Annotated in this window: 18 protein-coding genes; 3 read left to right on the top strand and 15 right to left on the bottom strand. The window is 58.6% G+C overall.

All coding sequences use genetic code 11. From position 1 onward, the window contains the following. Positions 1 to 4 precede the first annotated feature (4 nt). The gene (gene mfd, locus KGZ89_08055; GenBank protein MBS3974800.1) at positions 5 to 3,226 is read right to left on the bottom strand and encodes a transcription-repair coupling factor; all 3,222 of its coding nucleotides are present in this window, start codon (positions 3,224 to 3,226) and stop codon (positions 5 to 7) included. Between the two features lie 129 nt (positions 3,227 to 3,355). Between mfd and nth the strand changes: the two genes are divergently transcribed. Continuing rightward, positions 3,356 to 4,048 carry an endonuclease III gene (gene nth, locus KGZ89_08050; protein ID MBS3974799.1) on the top strand — a complete coding sequence of 231 codons (693 nt, stop codon included), beginning with the start codon at positions 3,356 to 3,358 and terminating at the stop codon, positions 4,046 to 4,048. Here nth and KGZ89_08045 read toward each other — a convergent pair. The 10 genes from KGZ89_08045 to KGZ89_08000 form a co-directional block, all read right to left on the bottom strand. Beyond that, on the bottom strand, positions 4,020 to 4,460 hold the full coding sequence (locus tag KGZ89_08045) for a hypothetical protein (protein ID MBS3974798.1): 441 nt from the start codon (positions 4,458 to 4,460) through the stop codon (positions 4,020 to 4,022). The genes nth and KGZ89_08045 overlap by 29 nt on opposite strands. Further along, entirely contained in the window at positions 4,457 to 5,212 is a 756-nt protein-coding gene (locus KGZ89_08040) for a DUF554 domain-containing protein (GenBank protein MBS3974797.1), read from the bottom strand. Before KGZ89_08040 ends, KGZ89_08045 begins: the two co-directional genes overlap by 4 nt. Positions 5,213 to 5,222: 10 nt before the next feature. Next, a complete protein-coding gene (locus KGZ89_08035) occupies positions 5,223 to 7,628 on the bottom strand; it encodes an ABC transporter permease (GenBank protein ID MBS3974796.1) in 2,406 nt (801 codons plus the stop codon). Continuing rightward, positions 7,628 to 8,326, bottom strand: a complete 699-nt coding sequence (locus tag KGZ89_08030) for an ABC transporter ATP-binding protein (protein ID MBS3974795.1) — start codon at positions 8,324 to 8,326, stop codon at positions 7,628 to 7,630. The genes KGZ89_08035 and KGZ89_08030 overlap by 1 nt, the downstream gene beginning before the upstream one ends. Positions 8,327 to 8,398: 72 nt before the next feature. Next, on the bottom strand, positions 8,399 to 8,899 hold the full coding sequence (locus tag KGZ89_08025; protein ID MBS3974794.1) for a hypothetical protein: 501 nt from the start codon (positions 8,897 to 8,899) through the stop codon (positions 8,399 to 8,401). Further along, positions 8,896 to 10,413: a TrkH family potassium uptake protein gene (locus KGZ89_08020; protein MBS3974793.1), complete on the bottom strand. Its 1,518-nt coding sequence runs from the start codon at positions 10,411 to 10,413 to the stop codon at positions 8,896 to 8,898. Before KGZ89_08020 ends, KGZ89_08025 begins: the two co-directional genes overlap by 4 nt. A 139-nt stretch (positions 10,414 to 10,552) precedes the next feature. Next, entirely contained in the window at positions 10,553 to 11,629 is a 1,077-nt protein-coding gene (rsgA, locus tag KGZ89_08015) for a ribosome small subunit-dependent GTPase A (GenBank protein ID MBS3974792.1), read from the bottom strand. Between the two features lie 18 nt (positions 11,630 to 11,647). After that, positions 11,648 to 12,283 (bottom strand): methionine biosynthesis protein MetW, encoded by a 636-nt coding sequence (metW, locus tag KGZ89_08010; protein MBS3974791.1) that lies wholly within the window; start codon positions 12,281 to 12,283, stop codon positions 11,648 to 11,650. Then, positions 12,280 to 13,398, bottom strand: coding sequence for a homoserine O-acetyltransferase (locus tag KGZ89_08005; protein MBS3974790.1), 1,119 nt, complete (start codon positions 13,396 to 13,398; stop codon positions 12,280 to 12,282). Before KGZ89_08005 ends, metW begins: the two co-directional genes overlap by 4 nt. A gap of 6 nt (positions 13,399 to 13,404) precedes the next feature. Further along, on the bottom strand, positions 13,405 to 14,715 hold the full coding sequence (locus KGZ89_08000) for an O-acetylhomoserine aminocarboxypropyltransferase/cysteine synthase (protein ID MBS3974789.1): 1,311 nt from the start codon (positions 14,713 to 14,715) through the stop codon (positions 13,405 to 13,407). Between the two features lie 255 nt (positions 14,716 to 14,970). On the opposite strand from KGZ89_08000, the gene KGZ89_07995 reads away from it, so the two are divergent. Next, positions 14,971 to 15,360 carry a TIGR03987 family protein gene (locus KGZ89_07995; protein ID MBS3974788.1) on the top strand — a complete coding sequence of 130 codons (390 nt, stop codon included), beginning with the start codon at positions 14,971 to 14,973 and terminating at the stop codon, positions 15,358 to 15,360. Between the two features lie 14 nt (positions 15,361 to 15,374). Here the strand turns inward: KGZ89_07995 and KGZ89_07990 are convergent, their stop codons facing one another. The 4 genes from KGZ89_07990 to KGZ89_07975 are packed head-to-tail and all read right to left on the bottom strand — an operon-like array spanning position 15,375 to position 19,626. Then, positions 15,375 to 16,535, bottom strand: coding sequence for an RtcB family protein (locus KGZ89_07990; GenBank protein MBS3974787.1), 1,161 nt, complete (start codon positions 16,533 to 16,535; stop codon positions 15,375 to 15,377). Between the two features lie 55 nt (positions 16,536 to 16,590). Then, complete coding sequence (locus KGZ89_07985) at positions 16,591 to 17,046, bottom strand: response regulator (GenBank protein ID MBS3974786.1); 456 nt, start codon at positions 17,044 to 17,046, stop codon at positions 16,591 to 16,593. A 6-nt stretch (positions 17,047 to 17,052) separates the two neighbouring features. Beyond that, positions 17,053 to 17,433, bottom strand: a complete 381-nt coding sequence (locus KGZ89_07980) for a response regulator (protein ID MBS3974785.1) — start codon at positions 17,431 to 17,433, stop codon at positions 17,053 to 17,055. Between the two features lie 3 nt (positions 17,434 to 17,436). Further along, positions 17,437 to 19,626, bottom strand: a complete 2,190-nt coding sequence (locus tag KGZ89_07975; GenBank protein MBS3974784.1) for a response regulator — start codon at positions 19,624 to 19,626, stop codon at positions 17,437 to 17,439. A gap of 195 nt (positions 19,627 to 19,821) precedes the next feature. On the opposite strand from KGZ89_07975, the gene KGZ89_07970 reads away from it, so the two are divergent. Beyond that, positions 19,822 to 20,100 (top strand): response regulator (locus KGZ89_07970; protein MBS3974783.1); only part of this gene is annotated, 279 nt, incomplete at its 3' end.

Genomic DNA, 20,100 nt, shown 5'->3' with positions numbered 1-20,100 from the left:
GTTGTCAGCTTTCACGAAGTATAACATTTAGAATCTCTTGCGCAGCCTCTACCGCAGAACCTCCATACTTTAAATTTTTCGTAAGCGTGAAGTCCTTTTCGGAGAGCACAGCTCCCGCCGAGATAAGACTTTTTCGGGTCGCCGGGCCAGGACGAACCGGTGCCAGTTGTAACCTATCGCGCACGACCGCAACGCGCGTCACTTCGGCCTGGGCAGCAAGTATTTTGATCTTCGCCAGGGCCACAAGGTTTTGGGCTGGCTCGGGAGCGTCGCCATAGCGCTCAAGCAACTCCCTCTCGATCTGCTCGAGCGCCTCCAGACCGGTCGCTCCCGCAAGTCTTCGGTAGAGCCTCACCCGCTCGTCGACCTCGGTCACATACCCTTCCGGCAGAAACGCCGCTACCGGCAGATCGATCCTGACCTCCGGAAACGCGACGACCGGCTCACCGCGCGCCTCGGCTACCGCCTCGCGAAGCATCTCCACAAACAGATCGAAGCCGACCGCGTTGAAGTTTCCGCTCTGTTCTCCGCCGAGAAGCGATCCCGCTCCGCGAATCTCAAGATCCCGCATCGCGATCTTGATCCCGCTGCCCAGCTCGGCGTTCTCCTGAATAGCCGCCAACCGCTCCACGGCCTGCTCGGTAAGCGCATCGATCTTCGGGAACATGAAGTAGGCGAACGCCCGAACATGACTCCTTCCGACTCGGCCTTTCAGCTGATAGAGCTGAGACAGCCCCAACCGTTGGGAGTCCTCGATGATCAGTGTGTTCGAGTGCGGGTTGTCGATTCCACTCTCTATGATCGTGGTGGCCACCAGGATGTCGAACTCCCCTGCCGAGAAGCTCTCCATGATGTGCTCGAGCCGCTTCTCGCTCATCTTTCCATGCGCGACGCCTATTCTCGCTTCAGGTGCTACCGCGAGTACGCGTCTTACGGCGTCATCGATTCCGCCGATGCGATTTGATACATAGTAGACCTGCCCGCCGCGCTCCAGCTCTCGGCAGACAGCCTCGGAGACGGTAGCTTCGTTCCACTCGCAGACACAGACCTGGACGGGATGCCGGTTTGCCGGAGGTGTGTCGATCACGCTCATATCCCTCACGCTCGACAGCGACATCTGCAGCGTCCGGGGTATCGGGGTCGCCGACATGGCCAGCACGTCAACCTGCTCACGGAGGTTCTTTAGGTGCTCCTTGTGCTCGACGCCGAATCGCTGCTCCTCATCGATGATGACCAGTCCTAGGTCACGGGGCGAAACGTCTCGCGATAGAAGTCTGTGCGTGCCGATAAGAACGGCGACTTCGCCCTTGGCGAACCCTTCAAGTGATACCGCCTGCTGGGCCGGGGTTCTGAACCTTGAAAGAACCTCCACCCGAACACCGAACGGCTCGAAGCGCTCAGAGAAGTTTATGAAGTGCTGCTGTGCCAGAATCGTCGTCGGGCACAAGATCATCACCTGCTTGTTGTCCATGGCGGCCTTGAACGCGGCCCTAATGGCTACCTCTGTCTTGCCATAGCCGACATCTCCACAGATAAGGCGATCCATCGGCGAGTCGGACTCCATGTCTTCCTTCACATCAGCGATAGCCGATAGCTGATCAGGGGTCTCGATGTACGGGAAGGCCGCCTCCATCTCGCGTTGCCACGGAGTGTCGGCAGAAAACGCGTGGCCGGTGACCGAGGCTCGCCTGGCGTAGAGGTCCACCAGATCGAACGCGAGCGTGCGCGCCGCCTTCCTGGCCTTGCTCGTCGCTTTCGACCAGTCGGCGGTGTTTAGCCTCGTGATGCGCGGCATCGTCCCCTGCGGGCCGACGTACTTGCTGACGCGGTCGATCTGCTCGACGGGGACGTAGAGCCTGTCGCCCTTGGCGTATACCAGCACAAGATACTCGCGCTCAACGCCGAGAACCTCTTTGCGCCCGACCTCCTTGAACAGCGCTATTCCGTGAGACGCATGAACCACATAGTCGCCGGGAGTGAACGCGAACTTGACCTTGGAGGGATCGACTTCCGCGGCGTTTCTCCTGGTGGCAGTCGATCTGGGCTGAATGTCATCGATGCTCACAACGGCCAACCGGGCCTCCGGCATGATGAATCCAGCGGGCAGTTCAGCCGAGGAAAGACGCGCCGTCACACCTGCGTCGGCAAGCGCGGAGCGCAGTTTCTCGCGCGACCTTTGCCGAGGCGCGGTAAGAACAACGGTGTAGCCTTTCTCGGCAAGAGAGCGCATGCCGGTCACAAAGCGCTCCTGGGTGTCGAGCGCCTCCGGCCGCCTGGCGGAAAACTTCGCGTCCACCGACCCTTCACCAGCCAGCAGCGAAAGCATCGTCATCCTCGGAAAGGAGCCGAAATCTAGCTCTCCGGGGGAGATGAATCGCTCCTCCACAGACGTTTTCGAGATGGCCGCCGAGGAGAGCTCGTCGTATCTCTTTGCGGCGTCGATAAAGAGTGAGGCCGGCTCGACCAGAACAACCGCCGCTTCGGGCGAAAGGTAGCTGGTAAGCCCGGTAAGACTCTCGGCCAGACCTATCTGAGCGACCTCGCCGCACCTGAAGATCTCGAGGGCTTCGATATCCCCGATGCTCTGACCTGTGGACGGCACATACTTTCGAAGCGTCTCGATCTCATCGCCGTAAAGCTCGGCACGCACGGGATGCGAAATATCGCCGGGGAACACATCGAGGATGCCTCCCCTGATCGCAAAAAAGCCTCGTTCCGACGCGATTTCAGCTCTGGTGTATCCCATGCGCTGAAGCCTGCGCGCCACCTCCTTCAGGTCTAGCGGCGCTCCAGCCGCAAGCACCAGCGGATCGAATAGGCGCGACTCTGGCGACGGAAGCCTTTTGAGCAGCGAACGCGCACTTGCCACGACGATATTCGGGCGACCCTCCATGAGCGAGTAGAGAGCGCTTGCCCTGTTGCCGGCGAGTTGCCACTCTGGCGATTCGGTGCTTCCGGGCGCAACTCCGAACTCGGGAAAGCGAAGGACGCTCTGCGGGCCGAGAAACGCCGCGAGCTGATGCGTGAAGCGCCTCGCGCCTTCCTCGCCGGGCACTATACACAGCAGAGGCCGCGGGCGTAGCGTGAACAGCGCCGATGCAAGCAGCGGACGAATGAGGCCGGGCGCCATGAGCGTGACATCAGCGCCTTGCTCGGCAACTCTTTTAACCGCCGAAAACTCGGCGCACGATCTCAAAGAAGGTAGCAGTTGGTCGATGAGGGCCATCTATCGCGTTCTCCTCGCGGGCCGTCGCGGGCTCATGTAGGGTAGCCGCCGGTAACCGGAGCGTCAAGAGAACCAAACTGATATCCTTTGCGTGGATCGATCCGGCCTTCAGAAAGAGACGGAAAGCCCATGAATCCAGAGTCGGCGATAGCATTGCCCGCCGAGAAACGCCGAGCCCTTGCCGCCATCTACGCCGAGCGACTGGCGCAGGCTTATGGCGACCCTCGGCCCGCTCTGCACTATCGAAATTCCTTTGAGCTTCTGCTTGCGGTCATTCTATCGGCGCAAACCACCGATGAAGCCGTCAACCGGGCAACACCGGAGTTGTTCGCCGCTTACCCGACGCCGGCGGCTTTGGCCGACGCAGAGCAGGCCAACGTCGAAAAGCTGGTGCACTCCCTGGGATTCTTTCGGCAGAAGGCGCGCAACATAATCGCGACTGCGCGGATGATCACGACTGATTTCGACGGCCAGGTACCAGACGCTATGGAGGAGCTCATCCAGCTGCCGGGCGTGGCGCGAAAGACGGCGAACATCGTACTTGGCGCCGCTTTTGGCAAGGTAGTGGGCATAGCCGTAGACACTCATGTGTTTCGCCTTGCGCACAGACTCGGCCTGTCTACCGAAAAAACGCCCGACAAGGTGGAGCGCGACCTGATGGACGTCCTTGGGCCGAAAAAGTGGTACCGCGTCAACTACGATCTGATCTGCCACGGCCGAGCTGTCTGCACGGCCAAGAAACCGGCTTGTGAGGTCTGCTTTCTTTCAGACGTCTGCCCGAGCGCCTATCAGGTCACTGCGAAGGTGCGCCGCTCAAAATAAAGAGGGTGATCCAGACGCCCATCCCGACGACGACCAGGAAGCCGGCAACAGCCCAGACGCGCCGGTAGCGCATGTATCTGTCGTACTCGGCGATCGTTTGCACACGGCGCAGCGCCAGAGAATCGGCAAGCCGGGCGTATACCGTCTGCAGCGCCAGTGTCGCAACCGCCATGCCGCCACCCGCCACAGTGGTCCACGCACCCAGCGTACTCTCGCTTCGCAGCATGTTGTCGACGAACACCCACGCCGGAAGGAACAGCACACCCCACCACTGCCGATTCACTATGCCCCATATCGGAGGGATGAAAAATGCCCCCCAGTTGAACTTTGGGATCTCCAGCCGGACGGACTCCTCCGTGGACGACGCCTCGCCGCCGACAATGTCGTCGGGAATGTGGTTCTCGGCGCTCACCCCAGCCAGCCTGCGAGAAAAGCGGCGATAAATATCGCGGGAAGCATGTTGCCTACCGGAAACCTTTTGACTCCCGAAAGGTCCAGCCCGATCGCGAAGATCAACGCGCCTCCGGAAGCGCGAATGGCGTCTATGACAGCGGGAGTGATGATCGGCTCGATGGCTCCGGCTCCCGCCGCGATTCCGCCCTGCAAGATCAGGATCGGGAGAGCCGACAGGCCAACCCCGGCTCCTAGCGTCGTGGCAAGGGCGATCGAGGCGATCCCGTCGAGCATCGCCTTGAGATAGAGTAGCGAAGGATCACCCAGTCCGTCCTGGATCGAGCCTAAAATCGTCATCGCGCCCACGCCAAAGAGCAGTGATGCGGTGACGAAGCCCTCCACCAGCGTCCGGCCCTTCTCCCCGGGCTCTCTGGATCTGCCCGGCGACAAAATTGGCGAGCGCACAGCGGCTGCTTGCAGCACCTTGCCGACGCGTTCGAGATGATGCTCGATCCGGATCGCCTCCCCCAGCAGCGAGCCTAAGACGAGCGAACCGACGAGCACTATCGCGGCGTAGTCGCCGAGATGGCTTTTCCCCAAGGCGCTCAATCCGCCGATACTCATCCCTGCCCCGATGATCATGGTCGAGATACCGATCGCGACAAAGGCGATGCTCCTGAACCTCTCGGATATCAGGCGGCCGAAGATCAGTCCCAAGGCCGTGCCCGCGAGTATCGCCAGGACGTTGACTATGACCCCTGTTCCGGGCATTTAGCTCCCTTCACTCATACGCAATCGCATCGCGTACGCTCACTTGAGACGCACGGTAGGCCGGAAGCAGGCTGGCGGCCACAGCCACCACAAGCACTGCCAACAGGCACCACACGACCCCCTGCCAGGAAAAAGCATACACGAGCGGCAGATCCATCGCTCCTGAGAGCATACGAACCAAAGCGAGGCTCATCGGCCAGGAAATTACAGCGCCGATGGCCCAGGCCAGCAGTGCGATCACCACACTTTCGGTGATGAAAATCGAGTAGATCGAGCGATGGCTCGCGCCAACTGCCCTCATGACGCCTATCTGTCTTTGGCTTTCGAGAACGTTGATAGTCATCGTGCCGGCCAGCCCAATAACGCCTACTGCGGCGAGCAGTCCGCCCATTATAGCGAGGAATGTCACCAGGATGCCAAGCTGTTCGGCCAAGGTATCGCGCTCTTCAACCTGCGTTTGCGTCGATAAGACCTGGATTCCAGCGTCTTCATAGTGCCGAAGCAGATCGCTTACAGCCTGTTTCTGGGCACTCTGATGGCCAAAAATGGTATTCGTAAAAACCCGATTCACTAAGTCTCTATCGTTGAGCATCGCGTCCAGCTGCTCCATCGGCGCAAAGACGACCGCGCCCATCATGCCGGTAGACACTACGCCTGCAACTCTCCACTCCTGGGTGATTCCGGCAATCTCAAGCTCCACACTTCGGCCAACCGAAAGCTCGGGCTCAGCTTCAAGAGCATCTGTGTTGACTACTATGGCGTGAGTATCATCGGGCTCAAGCCAACGTCCCTGCTCCATCCGCGGAGCGACAAAGGGGCTCTCGGGAGCGAGACCCACGAAGCTTACCGCATCCCCCTCGGTTCCGTCGCTTCGCTGAAGGATCGCGCTTGTTTCCAGCATCCCTTCGGCAAGCGTCACGCCGGTTCCTCGCTCGGCGATATCGAGCACTCGCTCCTTTGGCTCGAATCCGCTCAGTGTAAGGCGCGCATCGAAACGCCACACGCTCAATGTGTCCACCGTCTGCAATATCGAGCTTCTCACCGTCAGCACGCTCATGAGAACCGCAGCCGCAAGCGTCAGTGTCGTCAGCGTAAGCGCCAGTCGCCCCTTGCGCAAAAATGTGTTGCGCAGACTCAGCGCTATCGGCCTGGGCAATCCGCGCAAAAGTCCCAGCAAGCGGTCGATCAAGCCATGCCCGAAAACGGTTCGCGAAAGCCCTGTTGCAACAAGTGCCCGTGCCACCGGCATCTTCGTCCCCGCCCTAATAGGAACGATCGCGGAGAGAAGAGGCGAGCCGATGCCCATGACTACGCCGATCACAATTACATATAGCGGTGGCTCGTACGTCGTGATCCTGAAGTTGAGCAGCTCGGCACCGAATCCCGCAAACCACTGGGCGGCCAGAATCCCCGTAGGGAGCCCGAGCGCGACTGCGAGTATTCCGTAGGCCAGTACCATGCCGATGTACATCGAGTTGATCTGTGACGTGCTCCCGCCGATGGCCTTCATTATCCCGACCTGTCGCACCTGCTGAGACATAAAAGCCTGAATGGTGGTCACAACCAGAAAGCCGGAGAGGAGCATGCTCAGGGCCCCCAAAGCCAGCAGCAGCAAGGAGATTGCCCTAAATATATCTCCGAGAAAGTGGCTGCCAGGCTCCGGAACGTCGAAGTGCAGAACCCGAATGCCCCTGCTGTCCAGGACGTCTTCTCGTACTGCCGTTACAAGGGTCCCCGCTTCCGATCTCGTGATCTCCCTATCTTCGGCCAATACCGAGATCATGTTGTATCGGTCCGGCTCATCGATAAGCGCAAGTGTTTCCATCGAAATGAAGCCGGTCGAATACCCCACAAAGTGGGCCGGAAACGCATTGATGTCATGCGCAAAGCCTGCGACGCGAAGCGGCACGTGCTTCCCCTCGCGAGTCTCGACGGTAACGATATCTCCCGCCGAAAGATCGTGCATAGTCAGGACGGACTGCTCGAGGAGCACCTCTCCTCTCGGCGGAGGCAGCGAGCGATCCTGAAGTACCTTAAAGCGTCCTGTCTGCTGGTTCTCGAAATCGGGAACCGCTTGTAGCTGTATGGTGCTCCAGTTGGCCGGAGCCCCCTCTTTTGGCGCGGACCCAATCACGAACCTGAGTGAAGTCACTCGGCGGCCTTCTGCTGCCCGCACGCCCGCAACGCGATCGACAGCGTCCACCACATCATCATCGGCGTTCATGACCCATATCGTGGCGGTCGGCGGGTTGGAGTCCTCGAACACAGCTTCGAACTCTCGCAGCAGTACGCCTCGAGCGCCGAGCACCACAATGATCGCGAATATCCCCACGGAGATGGAGAGCACGACAAGCAGCGAGCGGAACTTGTGCCCCGCGAGGTCCCGCAAGACTTTACGCCACCGCGGTGCGACCACTAGCGAAGCTCCTCGGAGGCTATCTCGCCGTCAACAACGTGGAGCGCACGGCGTACGCGTGATGCCAAATCGCTGTCATGAGTCACCATCACGATAGTCTTGTTTGCATCCACCAGCCTCTCGAAGAGGCCGAATACGGACTCGGCGGTCCTCGAATCGAGGTTGCCGGTAGGCTCATCGGCGGCGATGATCGGCGGGTCGTTGGCCAGGGCCCTCGCGATAGCAGCCCTTTGTTGCTGCCCCCCAGAGATAGCGCTCGGCAACTTGTATGCCTGGTCGGCCATCTCCACCTGCTCGAGAAGGTGCATGGCTCTTGCGGGACGTTCCGCCGGATCGTAAACGTTACAAAAATCCATGGGCAGCATCACGTTTTCGATCACGGTCAGCGTCGGCAGAAGTTGAAAGAACTGAAAAACCACGCCTATGGTCTTGCCGCGCCATATTGCCAGCCGGTTTTCGTTCAGGGAGTGAACTGATGCGCCTGCAACCTGAACCGAGCCTTCGGTCGGATGATCGATGCCTGTGATCATGTTGATCAGCGTTGTTTTGCCCGACCCTGATTTGCCGATCAATCCGACGAACTCACCACTGCATACGCGCAGGCTCACACCCTTGAGGGCGGTAAAGGGCACCTCGCCGGTATCGTACACCTTGACGACATCGGAAAGCTCTATCAGACCTTCGGCCCCGAAGGTCATATTTGAGTTGTCAGAAATCACGATCGTACCGATTTCCCTTCTGAGCCCCGATTACACCAGGCTATCTGGTGCTCACACTCCGCCGGGCCGGCGACGCGAGTACACAACAGCCATCACCGCGAACGCGGCGAAAAGTACAGCTGCCAGCACCAGCTTCCACATCTGCGGGGGCCGCGAGATCGGCTGTCCCTCAGATATTACCTGCACAATTTCGGCGTGAACATCGAAATCCCCGCCATGCTGATCACAGGCGATGTTCACAATGCCTGTGATCCGGACTATATCACCGCTGTGCTTGTACGAGCCGAAGTCGTCGATAAGCGCCGCGTCCGCATTGCGCATGTAGACTCCGACCGCCACAGATTCACCCAGCAGATTGACCCAGCGATGCTTCGCGTCGGCCCGAAGGTCTTCGCCGATAGCCTCTCCCTCAATGGTCACTCGCGTTCCGTCGAGATCGCGATCGATCTTGATCAGTTCGTCCGGAGTAAAGGCCTGCCTTCCATGAGCCTGGCCGATGAGGACAGCTGACAAAACAATCGTCAATGCCAGGATAGCCGCCGGACGCCTCATCGCTTGCCCTTATTCGCCGGGGCTAGCGAGAGTGCCACCTGCGCGAACAGCACGAACACCGCGATGAACTCCAATCGACCGGCCCACATCTGGAAGATGTAGAGGAGCTTCAGCCCAGCTGGCATATCCGGACTGGTTATGCCTGCCGAAAGACCAACGTTGGCCGTGGCGGAAATCGATTCGAACAACGCCTCGGCAGAGCCGTAACCGTAGGCCGTACCGATCAAGGCCCCAGTGATATAGGTCAGGACGTACAGGATAAATACGATAGCCGAAGCGCTCGCGATCTCTGGAGTCAGGAACTTCTCGCCTAGGTGATGAAATCTGGTTGTCACTACCGCCGAGCGTGGCGACGTCGCCGCCTTGATCTGATGAAAAACCGTCTTGATTATCATACCCAAGCGCAGCGCCTTGATGCCACCTGCTGTGGAAGACACGGCGCCGCCCGCGGCCATAGCCAGAAGTATTGCGGCAATCGCCCCGCCGCCGTAGTCGGTAATCCACTGGGAGGAGTAGATGGATTGGTGCCCCGTGCCGGTGTGCGCGGAGATCACATGATAGGTACCCTTGCGCAGGATCTCAAAGGGCCCATCGAATGCGGCTGTCGCGCCCAGAGCGAGTGCGACAAGCGCGGACAGAATGAATGTGTTCGTTGCCAGAACTCTGGTTTCGATGTTTCGCCAAAGCTCCGCACGATCGCCTCGCCACACCTGCGCGTGGAGATTGAAGTTCATGGCGCCTGCCACCATCAGAAACACCGTGACCGCCTCGAAGAGAAAACTGTGATAGTAAAGCGCGTTCATCGACTGAGGGGCAAAACCACCGGTGTCATAGGCTGCCACCGAAATCCAAAAGGCATGTAACATGCCTCTTGCGGCATCCATTCCAAGATGAAGATTGACCAGAGTAAGAGCCACGGTACCTATCAGGACATAGGCGGCAGTCACGAACCAGATGAACCTTGCGGTGTGAATCACATTTGGCATAATCCGCTCTTCGCGACCTTCGGCCAGATAAAGCGAGAAGGCGCCGGAGCGTAAACCTATCGCCAGTGAAAGGGCCGCCACGACAATTCCCTGGCCTCCTATGAGATGCATCAGATGTCGCCACATGTTGTGTGCGTTCGCCATGTGATCCAGGTCGACCGCCACGGTCAGCCCGGAGGTGGTAAGCCCGGACATCGCGTCGAAGAGCGCGTCCAGGTAACCGGGATAGTTTGGTGACAGCCACATCGGGATCGCCGCTACCAGCGATGCGGCAAGCCAGCCAAGGGCCGTCAGCGTAAGTGCATGGGTATGGTTCACCTTGGGGTTTTCGACTCTCGCAAAACGCAGCGCGGCACCTATCGCCAGCGCGGCGGATGCTCCGACCAGGTAATCAAGCGCGGCGTTCCACTCCTGAAACAGGATCGCTGTAACCAGCGGTATCACCATCAAAACACCGATGCCGATAACGAAAAGCCCGGTGTAATAGAGTACTATCCGGATATCTTTCCAGTGCATCCTGAGCCACACGGCTTTGTCCTGACCTAAAAGACTCGCGCGAGCAGCAAGGTCATACCGGCCAGCACCAGAAAGAAAGCCGCAAACACGGCAATCTCGGCAGCCAGGCCACTACGCCAATGCTCGAATGGGCTTTGGAACCGATGTGTCCTCACAGATTACCTTTCCGTTCGGTCGAATGTGACCTTCTCCGAGAAGTAGTATAGACCTGACGTGCGGCCAGTTCATCAAGTTCGGCGCGCAAGGTGTGCCAGCTCCTCAGTCTCCTCTCGGAGATCTCGCCGGTTTTCACGGCTTCGATCAAGGCGCAACCTGGCTCGGACACGTGCTTGCAATCGGCGAACCGGCACCCTTGTGCAAGCTGCTCGATGTCACTGAACGCGAGTTTCATGCCCCTTTCCGCGCTCCACAAAGAAAGCCCCCTCATCCCGGGCGTGTCGATGACGACTCCCTCGCCGGGCAGAGGAAACATCTCTCGCGCGACTGTGGTGTGCCGCCCTTTGTCATCGAAGTCGCGCGTCTGGTTCGTCGCCGCCAGCTTCTCGCCCATCAGGCGGTTGACAAGCGTCGACTTGCCCACACCAGAACTGCCGAGAAGCGCGGCTGTCATGCCTGGCTGTATATATCGGCGGATCTCATCGATACCCTCGCCTGTCACAGCGCTTTCGACGATGACCTCGACTCCGCCGGCGACCTCACTCGCCAGAGCCGCACCGCGCGCGGGATCCTCCACCAGGTCGGCCTTGGTCAGCACGATAACAGGGGCTGCGCCGCTGTTCCACGCTAGGACCAGCTCGCGCTCGAGCCTGTTGACGTTGACGCCCGATCCCGAAAGAGATTGCATCACAAAGACGATGTCGATGTTCGCGATCAGCACCTGCTGGCCGGATTCCGATCCGGGATCCTTTCGCGAAAACTCACTTGATCGCGGCAATACGGATTGGATCACGGGCCTGTGTCCCTCAGGGCACAAGAGCGCGACCCAATCTCCGACGACAGCCAGACACGTCGCCTTCTTGGGGCCTTTGCGCAGGTGGGAGGCGGGCTCGGCGCGAATAAACCCCGAGTCCGTGACGACTATCGGCATCCCCCGGTCGACACGCGCCACCCTGGCCAGGATCGTCCCTTCCTCGGCGTAAGACTCAAACATCTCCTTGATCGCCGAAGAGTACCCGAATTGACCGAGTGTACCCATATCCTCACTAGCATCTATGATGAGATCAGTCACGACTCCTAGATTACCATGTCAGCAGGGGGAATCCACATCCTCTGACGTCACGAGGGCCAGTACGGTGTCGGCAAACAGGTTGGGTAAGATGTTTCGCGGCTTGGCGTCGCTGCTCCAAGCCGAGACAGTCAGCGGTATTTCCCTGACGATTACACCGCCACAAGCAGCCACGAACTCCCGGAAGTCTTTCAGGGTGGTATGGTGGATGTTGGGGGTGTCGTACCAGGTGTAAGGGATCGACTTTGATACCGGCATACGGCCACGAAGCGTCAGGTAGGCCCTGATGCGCCAGTGCCCGAAGTTGGGAAAGGTGAGCACACCGCACCTACCCACCCTCAGCATCTCTTTTAGGACAAAAGCTGGCCTGCGGACTACCTGAAGTGTCTGGGAAAGAACCACTACATCGAAGCTTCTGTCGGGAAACGCTCCCAGTCCCTCGTCGAGGTCGCCTTGAACGACCGATAAACCGCGCCCAATTGCAGTCGCAACCCGGTCGGGCAGTATCTCTATTCCCCGGACCTCGCAATCTTTCTCTTTCCCAAGATGCACCATGAGCGAACCGTCTCCGCAACCCAAGTCAAGGACCCGGCTGCCAGCGGGGATGATGTCCTTGACGAGCCGCAGGTCGGCCCGCAACAGATCAGCGGTGGTCATGAAGTCACCCTCTCCGAATACACGCTAGCCAAAAAGGGCACAACGAATGATCCTTGCCGTTCGGGCTCGAGTAGGAATGCGTCGTGCCCATAGGGGCTTTCAATCTCAGCGAAGCTGACATGCGCACCGGCCTCACTGAGCGCATCCACGATCTGACGCGTCTCGCGTGTCGGAAAAAGCCAGTCACTTGAGAATGTCAACAGCAGAAAACGCGAGGTTATCCCTCGCAAGGCGTCTGTGAGCGAGCCGGCCTTTCGCGAAAGGTCAAAGTAATCCATGGCTTTCGTCATGTATAGATACGTGTTCGCGTCAAACCGCTCCACAAACTTCCGGCCCTGATGGGCAAGGTAGCTCTCGACCTCAAACTCGGTCACGAAATCAAACGCATGCCCATCGGGCAGGGCTAGTCGGCGACCGAACTTGTCCCGCATCGACTCCTCGGACAGATATGTGATGTGCCCGATCATCCTCGCTATCGCCAGGCCGTGTTCAGGTTGCCCTTCGTCGTGATAATCGCCGCCCATAAACCCAGGATCGCCGAGAATGGCCCTGCGGCCCACTTCGTTGAACGCAATGGATTGCGGCGACAGCCGCCAGGTGGTAGCGCATCCGATCACGCTGGCTACCCTCTGCGGATATCGCCGAGCCCATGAAAGCGCCTGCATGCCGCCCATTGAACCGCCGACCACGGCGAGCAGAGAGTCGATTTCCAGCTCATCCAGAAGCGCCGCCTGCGCATCGACCATATCCTCGATCGTTACCATCGGGAAATTCAGTCCGTAAGGTCTGCCGGTTTGTGGATCGATGGAGCTCGGGCCGGTCGTCCCAGAGCAACCTCCAAGCACGTTGCTGCAGATGACAAAATACTTGTCCGTGTCGATCGCTTTCCCCGGTCCAACCATAGGCTCCCACCAACCCAGGCGCTCCTTGCCATCGGCGCCAGGCCCAGTGGCTACGTGCGAGTCCCCAGACAGAGCATGGCAGACGAGCACCGCGTTGGCGCGATGCTCGTCAAGCTCACCAAAAGTCTCATACGCAATGTCGACTTTGGGAAGATATCCACCGCCGGCCAGGCGCAAGCCAGCGGGAAGACGTATGACGTTAGAGGCGTTCACCCTGCATCACACCTTCTCGAGAGCCTGCTCTAAATCGGCGATTATGTCATTGACATCCTCGATACCTATCGAGAGACGTACCAGATCCTCGGAGATGCCACCTGCCTGCAATTCCTCGGCGGAAAGCTGACTGTGAGTCGTAGTGGATGGGTGGATTATGAGCGACTTCGCGTCACCGACATTCGCCAGGTGACTAAAGAGCTGCACCCCATCTATCAGGTTCCGGCCAGCCTCCCTGCCGCCCTTTACACCGAAAACAACGATCCCGCCGTACCCGTTTTCCAGATACCGCTCGGCGTTGCTCCTTGTCGGGTGGGTCTCAAGTCCTGGGTATGTCACCCATTCCACCTTGGGATGCTCCTCTAAGTACTTGGCCACGGCCAGTGCGTTGTCAGAATGACGTTGCACCCGCAAGGAAAGCGTCTCCAGGCCGAGAAGAACCTGTTGCGCGTTGAAGGGTGAAAGTGACGCGCCGAAATCCCGCTGCAGCTGGACTCGGGCCTTGATCGCGAAAGCGACATTACCAAGACCCGGAAAGTTGCCAAAAACCTCCCAGAACTTTAGGCCATGGTAACTCGGGTCCGGCTCAGTGAACCACGGATGCCGGCCTCCGCCCCAATCGAAGTTACCGCCGTCGACCAGAACGCCACCGATCGACGTGCCGTGTCCGCCTATCCACTTGGTAAGCGAATGAATCACCACGGCCGCGCCATGCGAAATAGGTCGGCAAAGATACGGAGTCGCAAACGTGCTGTCCACGAACAACGGAATGTTCAGGGAACGTCCCGCATCCGCCAAGCCAGCGATATCGGGTACATCCAGCCGAGGATTGCCGATCGTCTCCACAAACCACGCCTTCGTGGTCGCGTCCGATGCGGCGGCAAAACCGTCGGTGTCAGTGGTCTCCACAAAACGCACCTCTATGCCGAGCTTGCGAAATGTATGCAGGAAGATATTCCAGGTGCCGCCGTACAGGGAGTTCGAACTCACAATCGAGTCGCCGGCCCCCGCCACATTGAGCAGCGACAACACCTCAGCCGCATGCCCGGAAGAGGTCGCCAGGGCCGCGGTTCCCCCCTCGAGCAATGCAATACGCTGCTCAAGAGCGTCGTTGGTTGGATTCATGATCCTGGAGTAGATGTTGCCGAACGCTCGCAAGCCAAAAAGATCGGCTGCATGCTCGGTATCGCGGAAATTGTACGCCACCGTCTGATAGATCGGTACGGCGCGTGAGCCGGTCGTGGGATCAGGAGCGGTGCCGCCCTGAACGGCTATTGTGTCAAAACCAGGTACTCGGGGCGCATCAGAGTTACTCATGATAAACCTGCCTTTCGTTGTTTGTGTCGATGAAACAGATGTACCCGACCTAGCGTCCGGCCGGGTGGCCGAGGCGCCCGGAACAGCCGCCAACGCGACCAGACCCGGGCTGGGTCATCATCATGTCCATCATCATCACAAACACGGACAGGCGAACCATGATCTTCTCTTTGCACCTCCTTCGCTGAACTAGAATCGTTCGCACAGGATAGCCAAATAACCGGCGAGGGTCAAGCTGCGATGCTATCATGACTCATGCTCGAACACCTGATATGGCCATCGATCGTTATGTCACTCGCCTTTATTTTCTACACTGCGGGAGTGTGGGGCGAGCGATTCGCGCGCGACCTAAAGCTGTGGCACGTCATCGCGTTTTGGCTGGGGCTTACCTGGGACGCTTACGGCACATGGTTGATGAAGGGGCTGAAGGTCGCCGGGCACGAGTCAAGCGTCATCCACGACATTACGGGCACTGCCGCACTCGCGCTGATGCTTGCTCATGCGATCTGGGCGACCTATGTCGCCTTATTCGGAACCGAAACCGCGCGCCGAGGATTTCACCGCTACAGCCTGGTTGTCTGGCTGATCTGGCTGATTCCATACTTCGGCGGAATGATCGCCGGGATTTCGGGCGCGAGTAGCTGATCGGCCTTCTCGCCTCAACCCTTCACGACTCCCACAGGCAGCAGCCTGACTACCCGCTCAACAAGATCGGATTGCTCGTTCATGACCTCTTCTATGTCCTTGTAGGCGGCCGGCGCTTCCTCGGCGATACGCCCCTTCTTCGCTGCGACGAACTCGACGTCGCTATCTTTCAGTTGGGCCTTAACCGACTCCGGCGATATGGCGCGCATGGCCGCCTTGCGTCCCAACGCCCGTCCCGAGCCATGGGAGCAAGACTCAAATGAGTCGGGATTGGCAAGGCCTCTGCAAATGTACGAGGCGGTGCCCATCGAGCCTGGAACGATGACGCGCCCGACCGCCCGGACCGCCCCCTTCCGATGAACCACGACTTCCCGCCCAAAATGAGTCTCGACAGCGGCGTAGTTGTGGTGAACGTCGATCACGTCATCAAAACTTGCTTGCGGAAAGCGCCTGACCACGACAGTGTGGACCGAATCCGCTATCAGGCGGCGATTTTCCCTGGCGAAGCGAAGACACCACGCCATGGCCTGAAGATATTCGCGGCCCTCAGGGCTGGAAATATCGAGATAGGCCAGCTCCCATGCTTTGGGCACCTTCCAGCCCTCAGCGGCGTTGATTTTCCGCGCTATGGCATCGTAGTGCTCCGCTACCTGCTTACCCAGGTTTCGGGAACCGGAGTGAACCATGATCCAGATGACGTCCTCGCCGTCACGCTGGAACTCGATGAAGTGGTTTCCTCCCCCCAATGTACCTGCCTGACGCTCTATCTTGTGGGCCTGCTCACTCAATAGTGCAATCTCCGGGATCGAGTCGAACAGATCTGTCCTGTGCCTCTGACTCTCGCGATGCCAATGAAACCCTTGGGGCACGCTTCGCTGCACGTCATTCAATATCGCGCTTCGATGGCCGAGAAACTCCTCGGCGGATATTCCGGTTCTCCACGCGCATACGCCGCAGCCGATATCGAGTCCAACCGCGTTCGGTATGATTCTGTCGATCGCAGCCAATACCCCGCCTATTGGCATCCCGTATCCGACGTGCGCGTCGGGCATTATAGCGACATGCCGAAAAGCGAACGGCAGATTCGCCAGATTGCGAGCCTGTGCCATCGTTGAGTCATCTATCTCGGTGGCCCAAACCTTGATGGGAACACCCTCGGAGTCTATCTCGCGCATAACCTCGTCCTGTTCCGGCGCCAAGCGACCCGAGGTGCACCAACGGGCCAGGCAATCAGCCCCGTCTGCGCTGCATTATCTCCGTCATCGCGCGCAATTTTCCCACGTGCTGCCTGCGCAACTTTTCTATCTCACCTTTTCTCGACGGATCCAGCATAGCATCCACATAGTCTCCGAGCTCAGAAGGATTGAACGGTTTGGTGAGATACTCCTGCCCGCCCTCATCCAGAGTGCTCAGCTGGTCCTTGATGTCTCCTATGGCCGAAAGGAAGATAAGCGGTATCCCCTTGGTTGCCGGATCAGCCGCTAGGCGCCTGGCGACCTCACGGCCATCCATCTTGGGCATCATAATGTCACACACGATGAGATCCGGCTTTTCGCGGGCGACCATCTCCAGGGCCTCTTCGCCGTTGGCCGCGGCGACGACTTCATAGCCCCTTGCGTTGAGAGCCGCTGTGACAAGACGGACGATCGAAGGCTCATCATCAACGGCAAGAATCTTTCTGGCCATCGTTGCTCAACTCCTCTCATGCACCCCTGATAGTACCTCTTCAACCATTTGCACCAGCACCTTGGGCGTGAAAGGCTTGCATATGTACCTTACCGCCCCTAACCGCAAGCCTTCCTCCTGTTCATAGAGCTGACTTTTCGCCGATAACATGACCACCGGAATCTCCGCCGTCTCAGGATCGGCCTTCAGCCTTTCGAGCGCCTGATACCCGGTCATCAGCGGCATCATCACATCCATGAGAATCAAGTCGGGCTTTATCTCGGTCGCTGCGGAGATCCCCGCAGCGCCATCAGTCGCCTCAGACACCTGGTACCCCGCGCTCGAAAGTGAAAAACTCACCAGCTTGAGGATGTGAGGCTCGTCATCCACTACCAATATTCTGGCCATTCCTCACACCGACCTATTCAACAACAGCGCTTCAACCTTTTCGGCAAGCTGTTCTGGCAATATGGGCTTGGCTAACCGGTCGGAGGCCATCTCGACAAGATCGATTTTGAGCTGATCGATCCTGTGAGCGGTCATCACGACTATCGGTATTTCGCTGGTCTCCTCGGCTCCTTTCAGCGCGGCGATAACCTCGTATCCGTCCATGACCGGCATCATCAGATCGAGCAAAACCAGGTCTGGACTGCGTTTTTTCACCGCAGCCATCGCCTCCGCCCCGTCATACGCCGAGAGCACCGCGAATCCACGGCGCTTGAGCGTTTCGGCCAGCACACTCACAATCGAACGATCGTCATCGACTACAAGAACCACTGGCGAGGCGACCTGTCCCACTAGCGCATCCGCGATTTGGATAAGCTGCTTTGCGTCTATGGGCTTTTCTATGTAATCGTCAGCCCCCAGGCGCAGGGACCTTCCTTCGTCGCAGGAAACGGAGACAACCAACACCGGGATCCTCGAGCAGAAATCATCCTCTTTGAGCCGCTCGAGAAGACCGAAGCCATCGGTGTCCTCAAGAACCACATCGAGCGTGATGAGCGATGGTCGAATCTCCTGGGCCATCCGTACCGCATCCTCGGCGGAAAAGGCCTTGCATGTATGGTAGCCCCGGTTGGAGAGAAAAGTGCATATCAGCTCGGCGATCTCCGGATTGCTGTCCACCACGAGGACCACGCCCGCAGCGGACGCCGGACCCTCGATTGAGGGCACCCGAACCAGATCCACCGTGGCCACAGGCAACGTGAACCAGAAGGTGCTGCCCTGCCCCTCGGCGCTATGCATTCCGATCTCACCGCCGAGAAGCTCGACGACGCTTTTGCATATGGAAAGCCCGAGCCCGGTACCGCCGATCTCGCGTGTTAAAGTGGAGTCGACCCGGAAAAACTTCGTGAAGAGATTTTTCTGATCCTCCTCCGAGATACCGATGCCGGTATCGGTCACCTCGGTCAGTACCTTTCCATCCAAAGTGGAGAATGACACTCGCACACTGCCACCGCCCGGTGAGTACTTGATCGCATTACTGACTAGATTCATCAGTACCTGTCCGACCCGATCGCGATCGCCGGCGGCTCTCCCCAGCCCCTCAGAGGCGCTCATCTCCAAAGTCACGCGACCTTTATCGGCAACTGTTCTGAAGGTATCGAGAACCCCGCGCGCGACCTCGGGCATTTCAAGCGGCTCTACCTTCAGATGAACCCTGCCGGATTCGATTCTGGAGATGTCCAAAAGGTCGTTGATGAGCGAGACGAGTCTGTCCGAGTTCTCCTGCACTATCTCCAGGAATTCGCGCTGGGTCTCGTTGATGCTTCCCGCGGCGTCCTCCAAAATCAGGTCCACGTATCCCTTGATCGAGGTAAGTGGTGTGCGCAGTTCATGGCTTACCATCGAGACGAACTCGTTCTTCATCACTGCGATTTCGCGCTCCGCCGTAACATCACTCAGGGTGGAAACACACCCGAGGTACTTGCCGCTTCTGTCTGTAACAGCATTAGTGCGAACCGCCAGGATCCTGTGCACAGGCTCTGAGAGCTCGACCTCCTCGAACCCGCCTCCTCCGATCAGATCAGCGCCGGGCTCTGTCAAAGGAAAAGCGTTGGTATCCTGAGAGCAGGCGCTTTCGAGGCCTAGAAGCTTGCGCATCGAGGTGCAGATTCCCACCGTGTCTTCGTGCGTAACGCCGAGTATCTCGCATGCAGCCGGATTGATATATGTGACCCTGCCGTCTGGCGCGAAGACGACGAGGCCATCATGGATTCCCTCCAGGATCGCAACCGATCGCTCGTGTTGCATTACAAGCTCGGTGTCATCCCGAACCACAATGGCAACGCCACCACCTTTTCTGTCGCAAAACGCGGTGGCCCTGCAGCTCAAAACGCGATTCCCTGTTTCCAGCACTATCGAAACGGCATCACCGCACTCCAGGACATCACTTGCTGCCTGATGCAATTCGGACAGTCCAAGCTCGAGCAAGGTTCGCTGCTTCGCCTCACTTCGGGCGACTCCGAGCAAAGCCTCAGCTGACTCGTTGAATATCCGGACACGCGCTCCGTCATCCAGGGCGATGAACCCCTCATCCGCTTGCGACATCAACGCGCGGACGTGCATGCCTTCGCGTCTTTCGGCCTCTTTGGATTCCACTTCTTGCCCCCATCTGACACCGGCCCTATCAAAATTAATTTCGACGCAGACGCCTTTACCCCTGCACCAAACATCGATCTTTCGTCCCATGAATTCCAAGAGCGGCAATCTACAGGAATCCAGCGACCAAGGTGGAATAACTATTTGAAGGGGCGCTTCGGAAAAACCTGTCCGCTGGGGATGGACGTACCCGCGATGCAAAACAAAACGATACTTATCGCCGATGACAACACATTCATCAGACGACTGGTCAGCGTTGCACTTCAACCTCTTGGATGCACACTGATCGAGGCGGTAGACGGCGAGGACACGTTGCGGGTCATCGAGGCCCAGCGGCCGGATCTGGTGCTCCTCGATCTTGTAATGCCCAAGCTCAGCGGCTTTGAGGTGCTCGAGATCATCCGCGCTACACCGAAGACCGCTGATCTGACGGTAATCATGCTTACAACGGCAGCCGCCGCTTCCGACCTCGCC

It is taken from the genome of Actinomycetota bacterium (assembly GCA_018334075.1).
Taxonomy (GTDB): Bacteria; Actinomycetota; Coriobacteriia; order Anaerosomatales; family UBA912; genus JAGXSC01.
Note: the sequence above shows the minus strand (reverse complement) of the source record. Positions and strands in the feature narration are given on the sequence as shown.